Source organism: Anaeromyxobacter soli (assembly GCF_022808855.1).
In the GTDB taxonomy this organism is placed as follows: domain Bacteria; phylum Myxococcota; class Myxococcia; order Myxococcales; family Anaeromyxobacteraceae; genus Anaeromyxobacter; species Anaeromyxobacter soli.
This window is the reverse complement of sequence record NZ_JAKZLF010000008.1, coordinates 154,130-173,982: the sequence shown is the minus strand read 5'-3', so window position 1 is coordinate 173,982 and position 19,853 is coordinate 154,130. Positions and strand designations below refer to the sequence as shown.

14 protein-coding genes are annotated in these 19,853 nt (G+C 73.7%); 3 read left to right on the top strand and 11 right to left on the bottom strand.

Going from position 1 to position 19,853, the window contains the following annotated elements; translation table 11 throughout:
- Positions 1-172: 172 nt before the first annotated feature.
- From MLV88_RS24555 to MLV88_RS08575, 4 genes are read right to left on the bottom strand one after another with little or no spacing between them, the layout of a single operon-like run.
- A complete protein-coding gene (locus MLV88_RS24555; RefSeq protein WP_242337307.1) occupies positions 173-1,387 on the bottom strand; it encodes a hybrid sensor histidine kinase/response regulator in 1,215 nt (404 codons plus the stop codon).
- On the bottom strand, positions 1,384-1,965 hold the full coding sequence (locus tag MLV88_RS08585) for a chemotaxis protein CheB (RefSeq protein ID WP_242337305.1): 582 nt from the start codon (positions 1,963-1,965) through the stop codon (positions 1,384-1,386). Before MLV88_RS08585 ends, MLV88_RS24555 begins: the two co-directional genes overlap by 4 nt.
- A 2-nt stretch (positions 1,966-1,967) precedes the next feature.
- Positions 1,968-2,786, bottom strand: coding sequence for a CheR family methyltransferase (locus MLV88_RS08580; protein WP_242337303.1), 819 nt, complete (start codon positions 2,784-2,786; stop codon positions 1,968-1,970).
- Between the two features lie 7 nt (positions 2,787-2,793).
- Positions 2,794-5,928: a response regulator gene (locus MLV88_RS08575; protein WP_242353176.1), complete on the bottom strand. Its 3,135-nt coding sequence runs from the start codon at positions 5,926-5,928 to the stop codon at positions 2,794-2,796.
- Positions 5,929-6,087: 159 nt separating this feature from the next.
- Here MLV88_RS08575 and MLV88_RS08570 point away from each other — a divergent pair, with 159 nt between their 5' ends.
- A complete protein-coding gene (locus MLV88_RS08570; protein WP_242339309.1) occupies positions 6,088-8,034 on the top strand; it encodes an acyl-CoA dehydrogenase family protein in 1,947 nt (648 codons plus the stop codon).
- 151 nt (positions 8,035-8,185) lie between these two features.
- Here MLV88_RS08570 and MLV88_RS08565 read toward each other — a convergent pair whose 3' ends face one another.
- From MLV88_RS08565 to egtB, 3 genes are all read right to left on the bottom strand, one after another.
- On the bottom strand, positions 8,186-9,031 hold the full coding sequence (locus MLV88_RS08565) for a hypothetical protein (RefSeq protein ID WP_242339307.1): 846 nt from the start codon (positions 9,029-9,031) through the stop codon (positions 8,186-8,188).
- A 61-nt stretch (positions 9,032-9,092) separates the two neighbouring features.
- The gene (gene egtD / locus MLV88_RS08560; RefSeq protein ID WP_242339305.1) at positions 9,093-10,070 is read right to left on the bottom strand and encodes an L-histidine N(alpha)-methyltransferase; all 978 of its coding nucleotides are present in this window, start codon (positions 10,068-10,070) and stop codon (positions 9,093-9,095) included.
- The gene (egtB, locus tag MLV88_RS08555) at positions 10,067-11,344 is read right to left on the bottom strand and encodes an ergothioneine biosynthesis protein EgtB (protein ID WP_242339303.1); all 1,278 of its coding nucleotides are present in this window, start codon (positions 11,342-11,344) and stop codon (positions 10,067-10,069) included. Before egtB ends, egtD begins: the two co-directional genes overlap by 4 nt.
- Positions 11,345-11,586: 242 nt before the next feature.
- Here egtB and MLV88_RS24550 point away from each other — a divergent pair, with 242 nt between their 5' ends.
- Positions 11,587-13,374 carry a MutS-related protein gene (locus MLV88_RS24550; RefSeq protein WP_242339300.1) on the top strand — a complete coding sequence of 596 codons (1,788 nt, stop codon included), beginning with the start codon at positions 11,587-11,589 and terminating at the stop codon, positions 13,372-13,374.
- A 51-nt stretch (positions 13,375-13,425) separates the two neighbouring features.
- Here the strand turns inward: MLV88_RS24550 and map are convergent, their stop codons facing one another.
- From map to MLV88_RS08530, 4 genes are all read right to left on the bottom strand, one after another.
- The gene (gene map / locus MLV88_RS08545; RefSeq protein WP_242339298.1) at positions 13,426-14,415 is read right to left on the bottom strand and encodes a type I methionyl aminopeptidase; all 990 of its coding nucleotides are present in this window, start codon (positions 14,413-14,415) and stop codon (positions 13,426-13,428) included.
- Between the two features lie 45 nt (positions 14,416-14,460).
- Positions 14,461-14,952 carry a hemerythrin domain-containing protein gene (locus MLV88_RS08540; protein WP_242339296.1) on the bottom strand — a complete coding sequence of 164 codons (492 nt, stop codon included), beginning with the start codon at positions 14,950-14,952 and terminating at the stop codon, positions 14,461-14,463.
- Between the two features lie 161 nt (positions 14,953-15,113).
- Entirely contained in the window at positions 15,114-17,396 is a 2,283-nt protein-coding gene (locus MLV88_RS08535; protein ID WP_242339294.1) for a nitric-oxide reductase large subunit, read from the bottom strand.
- Positions 17,397-17,498: 102 nt separating this feature from the next.
- On the bottom strand, positions 17,499-18,107 hold the full coding sequence (locus tag MLV88_RS08530) for a hemerythrin domain-containing protein (protein WP_243337283.1): 609 nt from the start codon (positions 18,105-18,107) through the stop codon (positions 17,499-17,501).
- A 168-nt stretch (positions 18,108-18,275) separates the two neighbouring features.
- Between MLV88_RS08530 and MLV88_RS08525 the strand changes: the two genes are divergently transcribed.
- Positions 18,276-19,844, top strand: coding sequence for a sigma-54-dependent Fis family transcriptional regulator (locus MLV88_RS08525; protein WP_242339290.1), 1,569 nt, complete (start codon positions 18,276-18,278; stop codon positions 19,842-19,844).
- The last annotated feature ends 9 nt before the right edge of the window (positions 19,845-19,853 follow it).

The window sequence follows — 19,853 nt, the reverse complement described above, 5'->3', positions numbered from 1 at the left end:
TTCAGCCATGTTCGAACGGGGGCTGCGCCCCCGCCCCGCCGAGCGAAGCTCGTCGGGGCCCCACCCCTGCCCGCCGGGTCCCGGGCGCCGCCGCGAGCGGCTTCGCCGCTTCCGCGGCGTCGCCCCGGCGGGCTCGCGTCGCTCGCCTGGTCCTCGAATCATGATCGGCCGTTTAGATGCCCGCCCCGTCCTTCGGGGCGGCCGGCGCGGCCAGCCCGTCGGCCTCGTCCGGCTCCCTGCGCGGCCCCGTCTCCACGCGCGCCTCGCGCGACTGCGCGGGCTCGAGGCGCGGCAGGCGGACGGCGAAGGTCGTCCCGGTGCCGGGAGAGGAGACCACACCCACGTCGCCCCCGTGCGCCTCCACGAGGCTCCGCACGATGAAGAGCCCCAGCCCGAGCCCGCCGCGCCTGCCGCGGCGCGCGCCGGAGCGGAACGGGTCGAAGATCGACGGGAGCAGCTCGCGCGGGATCGCGCCGGCGTTGCGGACGCGCAGCTCCACCGTGCGCGGGTCCCCGCCGTCCACCTCGACCCGCACCGGCCGATCCTCGCCGTGCTGCAGCGCGTTCGCGACGAGGTTCGACACCACGCGCCCGAGCCGGTCGACGTCCCACTCGCCGGAGTCGTCGCCGCGCACCTCGACGACCGTCCGCTCCGGGTGCTCGCCCTCGAGCTCGCCCACGATGCGCCGGGCGATCTCCCCGAGCCGCGCGGCTCGCCGCTCCAGGCGGATCCCGCCGCTGACGCGCAGGCGGGTGAAGTCGAGCAGCTCCTCGATCATCCGCGCCATCCGGCGCCCGGAGAACAGGATCCGCTGGGCGGTCCTCACGGTGGGCTCGCTCTCGGCGCGGCGCTGGATGAGCTCGGCCGAGGTGAGGATGGAGGAGAGCGGGTTCCGCAGGTCGTGCGCGAGGATCCCGGCGAAGGTCTCGTTCATGCGCAGCTGCTCGCGGAGCTGCGCCACGAGCCCGTCTCGCTCCTCGAGCCGGGCGGCGAGCTCGCGCCGCTGCCGCGCGAGCTGCAGGAAGACGTCCACCTTGGAGCGGACGACGTGCGGATCGAGCGGCTTGTGCAGGAAGTCCACCGCCCCGGCCTCGTACCCCTGGAACACGCGCCCCGGCTCCCGGGCCGCCGCGGTCACGAAGATGACCGGCACCCCGCGCGCGTGCCGCGTGCCGCGCATCAGCTCGGCGAGCTCGAAGCCGTCCATCTCGGGCATGTGCACGTCGAGCACCGCGAGCGCGTACTCGTGGCGCAGGACGAGCTCGAGCGCGTCCTCGCCGGAGCGGGCGCAGTGGATCTCGAGCCCGTCCCTCGCGAGCAGCGCCTGGAGCGCGACGAGGTTCTCCTCTCGATCGTCGACGAGGAGGATCTTCTCCGGGCCGCTCACCGCCTCACCCCCGTCCGTCCCAGGGCGGCGAGGTGGACGCGGAGCTCCGCGGGCGAGAGCACGAGCTCTGGGTCCGCGGCGCGGAGGGCCGCCTCGGGCATGAGCGGCGACGACGCCGTCGCCGGGTCCTGGACGATCGCCAGCCCGCCGGCGCGACGCACGGCGGCGAGGCCCGCGGCGCCGTCGCTGCTCGCGCCGGAGAGCACCACCGCGACGACGCCGTCCGCGAAGGCGTCGGCCGCCGACTCGAGGAGCGGATCGATGGCCGGCCGGGAGTGATGCACGGGAGCGTCGACGGACAGCGCGAGCGTACCGTCCCCCTCGAGGAGCAGATGATAGTCGGGCGGCGCGAGGTACACCGTACCCGGGCACGCGCGCGCCTTGTCCTCCGCCTCGACGACCGGGAGCGCGCTCCGGGTGCCGAGGACCTCCGCCAGGAGGCTCGGCTGCCCCGCGGGCAGGTGGACGACGACGACCACGGGCAGCGGGTAACCCGGCGGCAGCGCGGGGAGGATCTCGAGGAGCGTCTCGATCGCCCCGGCGGATCCGCCGATGACCACGATGCGCGGCTCGGCCACGTTCACGCCCTCCGGTAGATCCGCTCTCCCCGATCGAAGTCGGTGAAGCGCCCGGCCTGGGCGGAGAAGCGGACGGTCTCGCGCGCGCCGAGGCCGAGGAACCCCATGGGGCAGAGCGCGTCGGCGAAGAGGCGCAGCGCCCGGTCCTGCAGCCCGCGGTCGAAGTAGATGAGCACGTTCCGGCACGAGACCATCTGCACCTCGGCGAAGACCTCGTCGGTCGCGAGGCTGTGGTCGGCGAACACGACGCGCGCGCGGAGCGAGCGGTCGAACGCGGCGCCGCCGTAGCCGGTCACGTAGTGATCGGACAGCGAGCCCTTCCCGCCCGCGCGCTGGTAGTTCTCGCTGAACGCGGGCATGCGCTCGAGCGCGAACACGCCCGCCTCCGCCTGCGCGAGCGCCGGCGGGTGGATGTCCGTGGCGTAGATGATCGTCCGCTCGAGGAGCCCCTCCTCCCGCAACAGGATCGCGTACGAGTAGACCTCCTCCCCGGTCGCGCAGCCCGCGATCCAGAGCTTCACCGACGGATACGTGGCGAGGACCGGCACCACCCGCTCCCGCACCGCCCGGAAGTACGAGGGGTCGCGGAAGAGATCGCTCACCTGGATCGTGAGGTCCTCGAGGAGCTGCGGGAAAACGGTGGGCTCGTGGAGCACGCGCTCCTGCAGGGCGGACAGCGTCCGGCAGCCGAGGCGGTGGGCGGCGCGCACGAGGCGGCGCTTCATCGAGGCCCGGCCGTAGCGGCGGAAGTCGTACTGGTACTTCTCGAAGATCGCCTCGAGGAGGAGCTGGATCTCCAGATCGACGTCTTGCGAGGCCAAAGGTCTCCTAGCGCGGCATCCAGACCCGCATGAGCGAGAGGAGCTTCTCGAGGTCGATGGGCTTCGAGACGTAGTCGTTCGCCCCGGCGTCGAGGCAGCGCTGGCGATCGTCCGCCATCGCGCGGGCGGTGAGCGCGATGATGGGCAGCTTCGCGAGCCGCGGATCGGCGCGGATGCGCCGCATCGCCTCGTATCCGTCCATCTCCGGCATCATGATGTCCATCAGCACGAGGTCCGTGCGGGGAGTGCGCGCGAGCACCTCCAGCGCCTCGCGCCCGTTCCGCGCGATGTCCACCGTCGCGCCGCGCGCCTCGAGGAGCGCCGCGAGCGCGAACACGTTGCGGACGTCGTCCTCCACCACCAGCACCCGGCGGCCCTCGAAGGCGGCCTCGCGGCTGCGCGCCACCTGGAGCATGCGGCGCCGCTCCGGCGGGAGCTCGGACTCGACCTGGTGGAGGAACAGCGTGACCTCGTCGAGGAGCCGCTCGGGTGAGCGCGCCCCCTTCACGATGATGGACCGCGAGTAGCGCCGCAGCCGCTGCTCCTCGTCCGGCTCGAGCGAGCGGCCGGTGTAGACGATGACGGGCGGGAACGGCGTCCGCTCGCTCGCGGCCATCCGCTCGAGGAGGTCGAAGCCCGAGCCGTCCGGGAGCGCGAGGTCCATCACCACGCAGTCGAAGGTCTGGCTCCCGAGCTTCGAGAGCGCGTCCACCACGGTCGAGGCGCCGACGGTCTCGACGTCGCGCCCCGAGAGCAGCCGGGACAGGCTCTCCTGCTGGACGGGGTCGTCCTCCACCAGGAGGATGCGCCGCACCCCGGCGCGGAGACGCTGCTCGAGGGTCTCGAACGCCCCGAGGAGCTCCTCGCGCTTCACCGGCTTCAGGACGTACCCGACCGCGCCCATCTCCAGCGCGGCGTGGGTGTAGTCCTCGACCGACATCACGTGGACCGGGACGTGGCGGGTGCGCGGGTCGCGCTTCAGCTGATCGAGCACGGCGAGCCCGGAGAGGTCCGGCAGCCCCACGTCGAGCACGATCGCCTCGGGGGGCTCCGCGAACGCCCGCTCGAGCCCCGCGGCCGCCGTCGTGGCGAGCTCGCAGGCGAAGCTGCGCTCCCGCGCGAGCCCGCAGAGCACCTCGGCGAAGGCCGGGTCGTCCTCGATCACCAGCACACGGCGCGCGCCGGTGAGCTTCGCAGGCGCCGCCTCCGGGGAGGCGTCGGGCGGCGCCTTCGCGAGGGCGGCGGGCGCGGTCGCGCGCAGGGCCGGCGGCGGCCGGCTCGCGGCCGGCGCGGGCTCGGCGGGCGGCGCAGGCGGAGCCGGCGCGGGAACGTGCGGGACGCCCTCGCGCGCGCGAGGGCCGATGGCTCTCGGCAGCGTGACCGTGAAGACGCTCCCCTTCCCCGGCGCGCTCTCGATCGAGAGCTCCCCTCCGAGGAGCGCCACGAGCTCGCGCGCGATGGAGAGCCCGAGCCCCGTGCCCCCGTAGCGCCGGTTGATCGTGCCGTCGGCCTGCCGGAACGCCTCGAACACGAGGCGCTGCTTCTCCTCGGGGATGCCGATGCCGGTGTCCCGGACCGACAGCGCGACGCGGTCGTCCGGCGCGGACGAGACTCGCAGGATGACCCCGCCGCGCTCCGTGAACTTGAACGCGTTCGAGAGGAGGTTCTGCAGGATCTGGAGCAGGCGCTGGGGATCGGTCGTGAGCTCCGCGGGCGCCCCCGGCTCGATGATCCGCTCGAACGCCAGGCCGCGCTCCGCCGCGATCGGCGCGAACGTGAGCGCGAGCTGCTCCACGAGCCGCGCGATCGGCAGCGCCTCCGGGTGGACCTCCAGCCGGCCCGCCTCGATCTTGGAGAGGTCGAGGATGTCGTTGATGAGCGCGAGCAGGTCGCTGCCCGCCTGGTGGATCGTGCGCGCGTACCTCACCTGCTCCTCCGTGAGGTTCCCGGTCGCGTTCTCGCCGAGGAGCTTCGCGAGGATGAGCGCGCTGTTGAGCGGGGTGCGGAGCTCGTGCGACATGTTGGCGAGGAACTCCGACTTGAACCGGCTCGCGCGCTCGAGCTCGCGCGCGCGCTCCTCGAGCTCCGCGCCGCGCCCGGCGAGCTGCGCCCGCTGATCCTCGAGGACCGTGGCCTGCTCCTCGAGCTGGACGTTCACCTGCTCGAGCTCCGCCTGCTGTTCCTCGAGCCGAGCCTGGGACTCGCGCAGCGCGTCGGCCTGCGACTGCAGCTCCTCGTTCGCGACGCGCAGCTCCTCCTGCTGCACCTCGAGCCGCTCCGCCTGCCGCTGCGTCTCCGCGAGCAGCTCCTCGAGCCGCGCCCGGTCCCGGGCGGAGCGGAGCGAGATCCCCAGCGGCAGCGCGATGCGGTCGAGCACCTCGACGTCGAGGTCGTCGAACGGTCGGAACGCGCCGAGCTCGACGACGCCGTTCACCTCGTCGTCCACCCTCGACGGCGCGAGCACGAGGGCGCGCGGGTCGGCCGCGCCCGCGCCGGAGGTGACGCGCAGGTAGCCCGGCGGGACGTCGTTCACGACCCGCACGCGCCCGGCCACCGCGACCTCTCCCGGGAGCCCCTCCCCCTCCGCGAACGGGGCGGGCGCGCCGCCCGGCGCTCCCGCGAGGGCCGCGCGCCGGTGATAGCGGCCGTCGTCGCCCGCCACGTGCAGCACGCCGATCTCGGCGCCGAGGTGGTTCGCGATCGCGCGGAGCGCGTCGGCCGCGACCGCCTCGACGGCCTTGTCGCCCTGCAGCGCGCGCCGGACCACGGCCGTCCCCTCCCGCAACCACTGCTCCCGCGCGACCTCCGCCCGCGCGCGCACCGTGGCCCGGACGATGAGCGCGACCACCCAGACCATCACGAGGCCGATCACCCTGTTCGTGACGGGCAGCCAGGCGGGGAGGCCCACCGGCGCCGCGGGCGACAGGTGGTAGCCGACCGCGACCAGGGCGGTGGCCGCGGTGGCGGTGGCGAGCGGCGCCCACGCGGTTCGCGCGAGCAGCGTCAGGGCGACCGGCACTGCGTACAGCGCCCACTCGGCGGAGCCGAGGGGGCCCACGGCGTCCGCGCCGAGCACGGCCAGGAGGGCGAGGGCGAGCAGCGCGAGGAAGGCGGGCGATTCGCGGGAGGGCGGCTTCGGCATCGTCTGGCCAGCGATAGGGTCGATCGCATGGCGCCCGGACGCCAGGGGCTGTCCCCCGCCCCCTCGGGCGAGCCTCCGCCGACCCGCGCCCCGAGGGGTCGTGTCAGTTGGCAAGGCGCGTTGCGTTAATTTGATTAGGGAATCAGGGGAGGTAGCGCCATGGCCGTGACGCAGCGCAATGACGAGATGCAGCGCTCCCGCGAGGTGGCCGAGGCGGCACGGGAGGCCGAGTGGCAGGGTGCCGGGTTCCTCCGCGAGCTGTTCCTCGGGAAGCTTCGGCTGGATCTCATCCACCCCTATCCGCTCGATCGGGCGGAGCGTCCCGAGTTCCAGCGCTTCTACGCGGAGCTCGAGCGGTTCCTGCGCGAGAAGGTGGATCCCGTCCGCATCGACGAGACCGGCGAGTATCCGCCGGAGGTCCTCGACGGGCTCCGCAAGCTCGGCGCGTTCGGGATGAAGGTGCCGGTCGAGTACGGCGGCCTGGGGCTCACCCAGGTCGAGTACGGCAAGGCCATGCAGCTCGTCGGCGGCTACGACGCGAACGTCACCGCCCTGCTCTCGGCGCACCAGTCGATCGGCGTCCCGCAGCCGCTCAAGCTCTTCGGCTCTCCCGAGCTGAAGAAGAAGTACCTGCCGCGCATCGCGAAGGGCGCGGTGAGCGCGTTCGCGCTCACCGAGGTGCAGGTCGGCTCGGATCCGGCCCGCCTCTCCACGAGCTACGAGCTCAGCCCCGACGGCAGGCACTACGTCATCAACGGCTCCAAGCTCTGGTGCACGAACGGCACCATCGCCGAGCTCCTCGTGGTCATGGCGAAGAACCCGCGCACGAGCGCCATCAGCGCGTTCGTGGTGGAGGCGGACTCGGAGGGCGTGGAGGTCACGCACCGCTGCAGGTTCATGGGCCTCCGCGCGCTCGCCAACGCCGCCATCCGCTTCACGGACGTGAAGGTCCCGGTCGAGAACCTCATCGGCAAGGAGGGCCGCGGCCTCAAGATCGCGCTCACGACGCTCAACACCGGCCGGCTGTCGCTCCCGGCCGCGGTGGTCGGCGGCGGGAAGCGGTTCCTCGAGCTCTCGCGCAAGTGGTCCCAGGCCCGCGTCCAGTGGGGCCAGGAGATCGGCAAGCACGAGGCGATCGCGCACAAGCTCGCCGGCATGGCGTCCACCGTCTTCGCCATGGAGGCGGTCTCGGATCTCGCCCAGTCGCTCGCCGACCGGAAGGGCTACGACATCCGCCTCGAGGCCGCCGCGGCGAAGGAGTGGAACACCGTCGAGGCCTGGCACCTCGTGGACGAGACGATGCAGATCCGCGGCGGCCGCGGGTACGAGAAGGCGAGCTCCCTCGCCGCGCGCGGCGAGGCGGGCGTCGACGTGGAGCGCGCGATGCGCGACCTGCGCATCAACCTCATCTTCGAGGGCTCGTCGGAGGTGATGCACCTCTTCATGGCGCGCGAGGCGGTGGACAAGCACCTCGAGATCGCCGGCGCCCTCATCGACCCGAAGGTGCCGGTCTCGAGCAAGCTCGCCCAGCTCCCGAGGCTCGGGGCGTTCTACGTGCCCTGGTACCTCGGCCTGTGGGCGCGGGGTCTCTTCGCCCCGCGCTACCGCGAGTTCGGCAGGAACGCGAGCCACCTCCGCTTCGTCGAGCGCTCGAGCCGCAAGCTCGCGCGAGAGATCTTCCACTCGATGGTGGTCTTCCAGGCCGCCGCGGAGCGGAAGCAGGCGTTCCTGTTCCGCCTCGTGGACATCGCGAACGAGCTCTTCGCGATGGCGGCGAGCGTGACGCGCGCGCAGGCGATGAAGAACGCCGGCCTCTCCGAGGCGGCGGACGCCGCGAGGCTCGCCGATCACTTCTGCCTCGGCACGCGCCGGAAGGTGCGTGCCCTCTTCGGCGCGCTCTGGAGCAACGACGACGCGAGGAGCTACGCGATGGGCCGCGAGGTGCTCGAGGGCAAGCACGCCTGGCTCGAGCAGGGCGGCATCGGCCTCGGCGTGACGGTCGAGGAGCTCCGCCCGAAGCTGCCCGTGACCCCGGCCGCGCGGCCAGCCGCCGTCGGGGAGGCGGGCGGGCATGCCCTGTTCGCCGAGCCGCAGCCGGTCTCCTGACGCTCCGCCCCCATGGGAGACGCCCGCGCCCGCTCCGGTCCGCCGGGGCGGGCGCTCGCGCGACGCTGCCAGACCGCGCGGAAGACGTGACGAATGGAGAACGGACGACGCGTGGGGGGACCGGTCGCACTCGCGGTCGAGTCCCCCTCCCCTACGGCGCCGGCGGCGCCAGCGCCCGGATCCCCTCCGCGATCGCGCGGCACACGTTGTCCACGAGGTCCTCCCGCGCGTTCACCACGTAGACGTGCGGCCCGACCGACCACGTCTCTCGGAACAGGCGGCGGACCGGCCCCGCGCCGCCGCCGCGCGCGAGGGCGAGCTCGAACATCGGGACGATCTTGTCCCCGAGGCGGAGCGCCGTGTCGACGACGAAGAGCGCGACGTCGGGCCGGACCGCCGAGACGCGGCGCAGGAACGCGCCGACCTCCGGCTGGGTGACGTGCTTGGGCGGGGACGACTTCACCTCCAGGTAGATGAGCTTCCCCTCGCCGGCCGCGACGACGTCGAGGTCGCCGCCGACGCCGGGCGCGCCGGAGCGGACGCCCGTCGCCACCTCGAGCGCGAGCCGCGCGCGCAGCTCCTCGCCGAGCCACCACTCGAGCGTGCCGCCGAAGGTGCGCGGCCGGTGCACGAGCCGGTAGCGGCCGCGGGGGAGCGGCGCGGCGAGCCCCATGGCGACCAGCGCGTCGGCCAGCTCGCGCGCCTTCTCGGCGGCGACGTAGCGCGTCGCCTGCCCGGGCGTGAACCCCGCGCCACGCAGGATCGCGCCGCGCAGGAACAGCCGGAAGGCGTAGTGCCGGAGGCGCTCGACGAGGGCCGCGACGGCGGCGGGATCGTGCCCGGGCGGGAACGGCAGGTCGTGCCGCGACGGGCGCGGGTCGAGGCCCCGCCGCTGCAGCATCGCGAGCGGCTCCGAGACCGGCGGCCGCGCCGTGCTGCCCGGCGCCGCGCGGGCGGCGCGCGCCTCCAGCTCGGCCGCGGTCCGCCGCGCGCCCATGGACCGTCAGGGCCCCGGCGCGCGCGCGTCGCTCGCCCGTTCGCGAATCATGATCGGCCGTTCAGCGTACGGCGGTGTAGAGCTTCACCGCGAACCAGGCCCGCTCGTCCGTCCAGGTCCGCTCCGGGCGCCAGCCGGCGATGAGCGCGAGCGCGTCGAAGGCGCGCGGCTCCCACTTGTACGCGCTCTCGGTGTGGATGGTCTCGCCGGCGCGGAACGCGAAGGGCTCGCCCGCCACGGTGACGATCTGCGGCTCCAGGCTCTCGAGGTGCATCTCCACGCGCGAGTAGTCCGGGTCGAAGATCGCGCGGTGGCGGAACGAAGAGAGCCGGAAGTCCCCGCCGAGCTCGCGGTTCATGCGCGCGAGCAGGTTCAGGTCGAACGCGGCGGTGACGCCGCGGGCGTCGTCGTAGGCGCGGACGAGGGTCCGCTCGTCCTTGGCGAGATCGACGCCGATGACGAGCGCGCCGCCCGGCCCGGCGTCGCGCGCCATCCGCCGGAGCAGCGCCACGGCCTCGGGCGGATCGAAGTTGCCGATGGTCGAGCCCGGGAAGAACGCCACGCGCCGGCGCGCGGGGAGCTCCCCGAGGGGCAGCGCCATGGGCGCGGTGAAGTCGCCCACGAGCGGCAGGACCGGGAGGCGCGGGAACTGCCGGCGCAGGGACTCGGCGCCTTCGAGGAGCGCGTCCCCGGAGATGTCGACCGGCACGTAGCCGGCGGGCCGCTCCAGCGCCGCGAGCAGGAGCGCGGTCTTCCGGCCGCTGCCGGCGCCGGGCTCGAAGACGAGCGCGCCGGGGCCGATCGCCTCGGCGATCTCACCGGCGTACCCCTCCAGGATCCCGAGCTCCGTCCGCGTCGGGTAGTACTCCGGCTGCTCGCAGATGAGCTCGAACAGCGCCGAGCCGCGGCGGTCGTAGAGCCACTTCGGCGGCAGCGCCTTTCGCGGCAGCGACAGGCCGCGCACCACGTCCTCGCGGAACCGGGCGGACTCGCTCGTCCGCTCCCCCACCCCGATGCTCGCACCCTCGAGTCCGATCACGCCCCGTCCCTCGCCAGTCGTACGCCCGTGAACTGCCAGCGCGCCCCCGGAGGGAAGAAGTTCCGGTACGTCGGGCGCACGTGCCCCCGCGGCGTGGCGCACGAGCCGCCGCGCAGGGTGAGCTGGCTGACCATGAACTTCCCGTTGTACTCGCCGAGCGGCCCCGCCAGCGGGCGGAAGCCCGGGTATGGCGCGTAGGCGGACGAGGTCCACTCCCACACGTCGCCGAGGAGCTGGCGGAACCCCGGACCGGCGGCGGCCGGCGCGGGGTGGAACCGTCCCGCGTCCGCGAGCGTCCCTTCGGCGGTGGCGCTCGCTCCGGCCGCCGCCGCCTCCCACTCGACCTCGGTCGGCAGCCGCGCGCCCGCCCACCGCGCGTAGGCGTCCGCCTCGTAGTACGAGACGTGCGCGACGGGCTCCGCGGGATCGAGCGGGCGCGGGCCCGCGAGCGTGAAGATCGCCCATCCGCTCTCCCCGCGCTCCCAGTAGAGCGGCGCCTTCCAGTCACCTGCGCGCGCCGCGGCGAACCCGTCGGAGAGCCACAGCTCGGGCCGCCGGTAGCCCCCGTCCTCCACGAAGGCGAGCCACTCGCCGTTCGTGGTGGGCCGCGTCGCGAGGGCGTGCGGCTCCAGGAGGGCGCGGTGGCGGGGCCGCTCGTTGTCGAACGCGAACTCGCTCCCGCGCGCGCCGACCTCGACGATCCCGCCGTCGCGCGGGACGTAGGCGAGCGGCGGGGCGGAGGCGGGCGCCGGTCTCCCCGGGAGGGCGTCCGGGGCGTAGGCGGGGCGGAGCGGGTTCGAGAAGAAGGCGTGCTTCACGTCGGTGAGGAGCAGCTCCTGGTGCTGCTCCTCGTGGGCGATCCCCAGCTCCACCGTGGCGAGGACCTCGTCCCCGGGGCGCGCGGCGAGCGCCGCCGACATCCGCTCGTCCACGTTCGCGCGGTAGCGGAGCACCTCCGCCAGCGAGGGGCGAGAGAGCAGGCCCCGCTGCGGCCTGGGCTGCCGCGGCCCGACCGCCTCGTAGTAGGAGTTGAAGAGGTACGCGTACGCATCGTGAAACGGGCGGAAGGCCCGCTCCACCCGGGGGAGCACGAACGCCTCGAAGAACCAGGACGTGTGCGCGAGGTGCCACTTCGCCGGGCTCGCGTCCGGCATCGATTGAACGGCGGCGTCCTCCGGCGAGAGCGGAGCCGCGAGCGCGACGGTGCGGCGGCGGACGTCAGCGAGCCGCGCGGCCAGCGTCCCCGCGCGATCCGCCCCTCCTGCGCCCCCCACGCTTTCCCTCACCCGTCCTCCCTGGCGCGCCGGACGGACGGTCCGCGTCCCGCGCCGGCTCTGAACCTTTCCACGCGCGGAGAGCCAGGCAACGCGGCGGACCCCTTTCGCTTAGCCCCAGCGGAGGCTGCGCGCTCGGGCGTCCGGGAGCGCGCCTCGGCGCCCCGGCGGGTCCACGCCTCCGAACCGTCGCGCCTGCGAACCGGTGCGGCCGCGCCGCTTCCGCGCTACCCTCCCGCGCCGTGAACGGTCCCCGAGAGGAGATCACCCGCCGCCTCGAGGCGCGCCGCGCGGCGGTCGCGCGGCTCGACCGCGCCGACGCCCGCATCGCGTGGGGCCGCCTCGCGATCTTCGCCGCCGGCGCCGCGCTCGCGTGGCTCGCGTGGGGCCAGCACCGGCTCTCGGCCGGCTGGCTCCTCGGGCCGCTCGCCGCGTTCGTGGCGCTCGCCGTCGTCCACGATCGCGTCCTCTCCGCGCGCGCTCGCGCCCGGCGCGCCGTCGCGTTCCACACGGCGGCGCTGGCGCGCATGGACGGAACGTTCGCCGGCGCCGGCGCCGGCGGCGAGCGGTTCGCCGATCCCGCCCACCCGTACGCGCTCGACCTCGACCTGTTCGGCCGGGGCTCGCTGTTCGAGCTCCTCTGCGCCGCCCGCACGCGCCCGGGCGAGGAGCGCCTCGCGGCCTGGCTCCTCCACCCCGCGCCGGCGGCGGAGGGCCGAGCCCGCCAGCGCGCGATCGCCTCGCTCGCTCCGCGCCTCGATCTGCGCGAGGACCTCGCGGTCCTCGGCGAGGACGTCCGCGCCGGCGTGGACGCCGCCGGGCTCGCCGCGTGGGGCGAGGCCGCGCCCCTCCTCCCGGCCTTCGTGCGGCCGGCGGCGCTGGCGCTCGCCGCGCTGGCCGTCGCGGCGGCGGTCGCCTGGGGAGTGGGGCTCGGCCCGGCGCCGCTGCTCCTCGTCCTCCTCGGGGAGTGGGCGTTCTCGCGCGTCCTGCGCGGCCGGATGGCCCACGTCCTCGGCGGGGTCGAGCACCCCGCGGCGGAGCTGCGCGTGCTGGCGCTGCTGCTCGAGCGGCTCGAGGCTGAGCCGCTCGACGGCGACGCGCGCCTCGGGGCGCTCCAGGCGTCGCTGCGCGGCGCCGGGGCGCCCGCCTCCGTCCGGATCGCCGCCCTCGTCCGCGTGGTCGCGCGGATGGAGTGGGGCCGGAACCAGTTCTTCGCCCCCCTCGCGTTCGCGCTCGCGTGGGGGCCCTTGCACGCCGCCGCGGTCGAGCGCTGGCGCGCGGCGTCCGGCCGCGGCATCCGGCGCTGGCTCGAGGCGGTGGCGGAGCTCGAGGCGCTCTCCTCGCTCGCGGGGTATGCCTACGAGCATCCCGGCGACGCCTGGCCGGAGCTCCTGGACGGAGGTCCGGGTCGCGGGCCGATCCTCGAGGCCGAGGGGCTCAGGCACCCGCTGCTGCCCGGCGCGGTGCCGAACGATCTCCGTCTCGGCGGCGAGGGTCCGCGCGTGCTCCTCGTCTCCGGCTCGAACATGTCCGGGAAGAGCACCTACCTCCGCACCGCCGGCGTGAACGTCGTGCTCGCCCTCGCCGGCGCGCCCGTCCGCGCCGCCCGCATGCGCCTCACGCCGGTCCAGGCCGGCGCCACGCTGCGGATCCAGGACTCGCTCCAGGCCGGCAAGTCCCGCTTCTACGCCGAGATCACGCGGCTCAAGGAGCTCGCCGACCTCGCGGCGGGCCCGTTCCCCCTCCTCTTCCTCCTCGACGAGATCCTCCACGGCACGAACTCGCACGACCGCCGCATCGGCGCCGAGGCGATCGTGCGGGGCCTCCTCGACCGCGGCGCCCTCGGGCTCGTCACGACGCACGATCTCGCCCTCACCGAGCTCGGCGGCTCGGACGGCGTGCTCGCGAACGGGCACTTCGAGGATCAGGTGAAGGACGGCGAGATCGCGTTCGACTACCGGCTGCGGCCGGGGGTCGTCGCGCACTCGAACGCCCTCGCGCTGATGCGCGCGGTCGGGCTGAGGGTGTGAGGGGGCGCGCGCCCCGCCGGCTCACCTCGGCGCCTGCGGGCGGGGGCGGAGCTACTCCTCCAGCGTGAGGATCTCCGCCCCGTCGTCGGTCACTGCCAGCGTGTGCTCGAACTGCGCCGAGCGCTTCCCGTCCGCGGTGACGGCGGTCCAGCCGTCGTCCCAGAGCAGGTCCTGCCAGGTCCCCTCGGTGATCATGGGCTCGACCGTGAACGTCATGCCCTTCTCCATCGTGCGGCGCAGCGACGGATCGTAGTGGTGCGGGATCTGGATCGTGGTGTGGAACGTCTCGCCGATGCCGTGCCCGCAGTAGGAGCGGACGACGCCGTAGCCGTGGCGCGACGCGTGCGACTCGATGGCGCGCCCGATGTCGGAGATGGGCCGCCCCGGACGGACGGCCGCGATGCCCTTCGCGAGGCACTCGCGCGCGACCTGCACGAGCCGGCGCCCCTCGCCGTCCACCTGGCCGACGAGGAACGTCGCCGAGCAGTCCCCGTGCATGCCGTCGAGGTAGACGGTCACGTCGAGGTTCACGATGTCGCCGTCCTCGAGAGGCCGGCTGTCCGGGATGCCGTGGCAGATCACCTCGTTCACCGAGGTGCAGAGGGACTTGGGGTAGCCGCGGTAGTTGAGCGGGCTCGGGTAGCCGCCGAGCCGCAGCGTCTCCGCGTGGGCGAGCTCGTCGAGGGCGTCGGTCGTGACCCCCGCCCGGACCGCCTCGCCGGTGACCCGCAGCACGCGGGCGGCCGCCCGGCAGGCGCGCCGGAGCCGCACGAGCTCCTCGGGCGTCTTCACGTCCCGGCCCTGCGCCTTGGGACGCCCGCTCGACGCGTAGTCCGGCCGCGGGATGGTGGCCGGCACGGCCCGCCGCGGCGATACGACCCCCGGCCGCAGGGGGCGGCGGTGCGGGCGCGCCGGCGCGTCCGGCGCCGCGCCGCGGGAGTCCTCGTCGAGGTGACACTTCTTGTACTTCTGCCCGCTCCCGCACCAGCAGGGGTCGTTCCGACCCGGCCGCGCCCGAGCGAGCAGCTCGGTCTCGTTCACGGGAGCCGTTTTAAGGGAGCCGGGGGGAGCGGGCAACTCGCCCGCTCAGATCTGCGACGGCGCGTCCGTCTGGCCGGGGATCTTGGCGCTGGCGTCCCCCTCCGCCTCCAGCCGGTCGAACATCTGCTCCATCCGCTCGCCGAGGTCCTCGAGCTCGTCCTTCGACAGCGCCTTGCGGACCTTGGGGAAGAGCTCCTTCTCCTCCTCCTCGACGTGGTGCTCGACCTGCTCCTTGAGCACCGACAGCTTCGCGTCGAACTGCGCGTCGTCGGCCCCGAGCTCGAGCAGGTCGGAGAGGATGCGCTTCATGGACAGGTGCTCCTCCACGGACTCGCGGAGGATGTCCTCGGTGTTCTCCTGCTTCGACTCCGGGTAGAAGAGCTTCTCCTCGATCTCGGCGTGCATCGCGAGCTGGTCCGAGATCTCCCGGCAGAGCTGCTCCTTCTTCTTCTTCGCCCGCTCCCCGGCGCTCTCGAACTCCTCGAAGAGCTCCTCCACCTCTCGATGCTGCTGCTCCAGTAGGTCGATGGCGTTCACGGTGTTCCCTCCCTCCTGGCAGCGTAGGCACGCGCCGCCGAAAAGGCGGAGGGGCGAGACCGGCGAACCGGCCCCGCCCCTCCGTCGCGCCTCGGGCTCGGGGGAAACCCCCTGGCGCTCGCGCGTCCGTCCGGGACGGACGCGCTCCCACGTCCGCCCGGCTACGCCGCCCGGCGCACGTCCGTGCGCTCGCCGGCCCTGTCAGCGCGGCGGAGCGCGACGTCCCGCGCGATGGCGCGCACCACGAACGTGAGGAGGAGCGCGGCGCCGCCGAGGAACACGAGGTCCGGCACGAGGCGCGCCCAGGTGACGGCGTGGATGAAGGCGCTGCCCGTCACCTCGGGGCTGCGGGCGTACCAAAGGCCCTTCTCGATCCCGATCGCGAACTGGTAGATGCCCGCGGGGAGGAGGGAGAAGACGATCATGCCCGCGAGGCCGCCGTTGAGGCCCCAGAACGCGCCCTTGAGGAGGCCGTCGCTCCAGGCGTCCTTGCGGACGATGTTCCGCATGGAGAAGAGCATGAGCGCGATGGCGAGGAAGCCGTACACGCCGAACAGCGCGCCGTGCGAGTGGATGGGCGTCGTGTTGAGGCCCTGCGCGTAGTAGAGGACGATCGGCGGGTTGATGAGGAAGCCGAGGACGCCGGCGCCCACCGCGTTCCAGAACGCGACCGCGACGAAGAAGTAGAGCGGCCACTTCCAGGGCTGCGCGTTCGGGCCCGACCGCGCGAGCTTCAGGTTCTCGTACACCTCGAAGCCGAGGAGCGTGAGCGGCACGATCTCGAGGGCCGAGAACGTCGCGCCGAGCGCCGTGATGAAGAGCGGGGAGCCGGTGAAGTACAGGTGGTGGAAGGTCCCGATGATGCCGGAGCCGAGGTAGAGCAGGATGGAGAAGTAGGTCGCGCGGAGCGCCGACTTCTGACCGACCGCCCCGATGCGGGCGAGGATGAACGCGAGCGCGACGGTGGCGAACACCTCGAAGAAGTTCTCCACCCACAGGTGCACGACCCACCAGCGCCAGTAGTCGGCGACGGCGATGTGCGTGCCCGGCGTGTAGAAGAGCCCGACCGAGTAGAAGAGCGGGATGGTGACCGAGGCGTAGAGCAGCAGGTGGGTGAGGCCGCCCTTGTCCTTCTCGGCCGCGAGCGCGGGCTTCACCGCGCGGTACACGAGCGCGAGCCAGAGGAGCATCCCGCCGATGAGCGCGAGCTGCCAGACGCGGCCGAGCTCGATGTACTCGTAGCCCTGGTGTCCGATGAGCCAGCCGTTCGGCCCGGAGAGCTTGCCGCGGACGCCGAAGTAGGTGCCGGCGAGGGCGCCGACGACGACGACCACGAGCGCGCCGAGGAGGGTGTAGACGAGGGCCTTCTGGCCCTTCGGCTCGTGGCCGCTCACCGCCGGGCCGATGAAGAGGCCCGTCGCGAGCCAGCAGGTCGCGATCCAGAAGACGGCGAGCTGGAGGTGCCAGCCGCGCGTCGCGGCGTACGGCAGGAGCTGCCCGATCTCGATGCCGAAGAGCTTGTTGCCCTCGACGGCGAAGTGGCCGGTGACGGAGCCCAGCGCCGCCTGGAGGATGAAGAGGACGATCGCGACGAGGAAGTACGGCAGCGCGGCGCGCTGGCTCGGGGTCGGGTTCGGCTCCGCGAGCGGCGCGAGCCGGGCGGGCTCCTCGTGATCCTTCCCGCGCAGCCGCAGGTAGAAGTAGATGGCCCCGAACGTGCCCAGGATGAGCAGCACGACCGAGACGATGGACCAGACGAGCGACGAGGGCAGCGGGCGGTTGCCGACGAGCGGGTCGTACGGGAAGTTCGCGGTGTAGCTGAACGTCTCGCCGGGGCGGTTCGTGCCCGCGGACCAGGCCGTCCAGAAGAAGAACGCTGTCATCGCCCGGGCGTCCCGGGGATCGGCGACGAAGCCCTTCGGGATCGACATCGGGTCGGAGCCCTCGCCGAAGAGCTTCGTGTAGTACGCGACCAGCGCGGGGAACGCCGCGGACTGGCCCGGCGAGAGCGTGAGCGTGCCGGTGGCGGGGTCGTAGCGGTTCTGGCGCAGCTCGGCGGCGACCTCGGCGTCGACGCGCCCGCGCTCGCCGGCGGGCAGCGCCTCCAGGTCTCCCTGCGTGAACGCGGCGGCGTCCGCGGGCGCGCGGCCGGCCGCGAGCCCCGCCGCGGCGAGGCCGACGCGGTGGAGCGCGTCGGCGGACCAGTCCGGCGCGAGGTACGCGCCGTGGCCCCAGATCGAGCCGGTCTGCTGCCCACCGCGGGACAGGTACTGCAGCTGGCCCTGGTGGATGTCCTCGCCCGTCATCACCACCTCGCCCGTCGCGGAGACGACGCGGTCGGGGATGGGCGGCTTGTGCTCGTTGATCTTCGCACCGCCGAAGATGAGGACGGAGAAGGCGGCGACGATGGTGAACAGCAGGATGGCGCGTCCCTTGTGGCTCATGGACTCTCCGGACTGCGGGGTATGAGGCTCGCGCGGCGGCGTGCCGTGGCAGCCGTGCGGGTGCGGGGTGAAGGTCGTGGGTTGGCGAGCGGGCGCGGGCCGCTAGCCGCAGCAGTCGTGGCGGTGCGGCTGGGTCGTGCTCGCGGCGGGGTGGATGGTGCCCGCGTGGCGGAGGACGAGCTCGTCGGCGAGCGCGTGGTAGCGCTCGTGCTCGCCCCCGCCGGTCTGCTCGCGCTCGAAGCGCTCGCAGTCCTCGGCGACGCGCTCCATCGCCTCGGGCGGGAGCCGCTGCTCCGCCATCGGGTAGAGGATGGCGTCTTCCTTGTGGATGTGGGCGTGGAGCAGGTTCGAGTACGCGTACGCGCCGTCGGCGATCTCCTGCAGGTCGGCCGGGGTCCACTCGCCGTCCTGCGCGGCCTTGGCGGCGAGCTCGCCCACGAGCGCCCTGCCCTGCGCGTGCTCGTGGAGCATCACCGCGACCGGACCGCCGTTCTTCGGGAAGCCGTGCGACACCATCGCGGCGAAGAGGATGTCCTCCTCCTTCCCGTGGTGGCAGCGATCGGCGAACTCGCGGATGAAGCCGACGAAGCGGCCGAGCTCCGCCTTGTCGGTCGTGCCCTTGCGGCGGGCCTCGTCGGCGAAGCCGACGAGAGCGTCCAGCACGCGCTCGATCAGGCGGTGCTCGTTCATGAGGGTCTCGATGGCGTCCATGGCTTCCTCTCCGTGCGGGGGCGACAGCGCGCACCCGTCCGTGAGCTAGAGCAAGGGCGTTGCCAACCGCCGAACCCCCCGGTCTTCCTGGGGTTCGACTCTCCAACGGGGGAACTCGCACCGCCGGGAGGTTGACGGACGCACCGGCATTTCGTTACTCACCGGCCCATGGTTGGCTCGATCCTGCCCGTCGTCTCGCACGAGGACCCGCACCGGCGCATCGTCGAGGAGGCGATCGAGGCGGTGCTCTCGACCGTCGATCTCGCCTCCGTGCTCGACCGCACGGGCCAGCTCCTGCGCCGCCACTTCGGGGTGACGCGCGTGGCGATCAACCGCATCTCTCCGACCGACCCGACCCGTGCAGAGGTCGTGCTCGTCTCGGACCCCCGCCAGCCCTCGCCGGAGCTCGGCACCTCCTTCCCGCTCGCGGGGTCCGCGGCCGGCAAGGCGCTCGGCGAGCGGACGCCCTGCGTCGTGGACCCGCTCCAGCCCAAGTCGCCCCGGTACCGCGAGGAGCCGCTGCTCGCCGCGTACGGCTACGGCTCCCTCGTCTCGTTCCCCCTCGTCTTCGAGAACGAGGTGCTCGGCACGCTCGACATCGCCCATCCGCCCGCGGAGGGGCTCCTCGACTGCTGCTTCGAGGTGGCGAAGCAGGTCGCGCACCTCGTCGCCATCGCCCTGCACAACAGCCTCATGGTCGAGGAGGTCCAGCGCCTCAACCGGCTCCTCGGGCGCGAGAACGCCCTCCTCAAGGAGGAGATCCGGCAGATCAAGCGCGACGCCCGCTACGTGGCGGAGAGCCCGGGGATGAAGGACGTCGTCGAGCGGGTGCGGCTCGTCTCGCCCTCCACGACCACCGTCCTCATCCGGGGCGAGACCGGTGTCGGCAAGGAGGGGCTCGCGCGGATGGTCCACGAGTTCAGCCCCCGCTTCAACGCACCGTTCGTCCCGGTGAACCTGGGCGCGATCCCCGAGGGGCTCATCGAGAGCGAGCTGTTCGGCCACGAGAAGGGCGCCTTCACCGGCGCGAGCCGCCGCCGCCCGGGCCGGTTCGAGCAGGCGGACGGCGGGACGATCTTCCTCGACGAGGTCGGCGACGCTCCACCCTCGGTGCAGGTGCGGCTCCTCCGCGTCCTGCAGGAGCGCGTGGTCGAGCGCGTCGGCGGGACCGAGCCGGTGAAGGTCGACGTGCGAGTCGTCGCCGCGACGAACCGGAACCTCGAGGAGATGGTCGCGCGCGGCACCTTCCGCGCGGACCTCTACTACCGCCTCGCGGTGTTTCCCATCGAGCTCCCGCCGCTGCGCGAGCGGCGCGACGAGATCCGGCCCCTCGCCATGCACTTCCTCGCGCGCCACGCGGCGGGGATGCACCGCCGCCCGCCCCGCGTCGCCGAGGACGTCTGGCGCGCCCTCGAGGCGCACGACTGGCCGGGCAACGTCCGCGAGCTCGAGAACTTCCTGCAGCGGGCGCTCATCCTCTCCCCCGGGCCCGAGCTGTCCCTCCCCGACCTGCCCGTCCGCCTCACGCAGGACGGCGCGCCGGCGGCCGCGCCCGACGCCGCGGCGCCCGGCACGTTCGAGGAGGAGGTCCGGGCGCTCATCGAGCGCGCGCTCTCGCACGCCGGCGGCCGGGTCTACGGCCCGGGCGGCGCGGCCTCCCTGCTCGGCCTCCGTCCGACGACGCTGCAGGGCAAGATGAAGAAGTACGGCGTCGCGCCCACGCGCGCGCGGCCGTAGCGCTCGCCC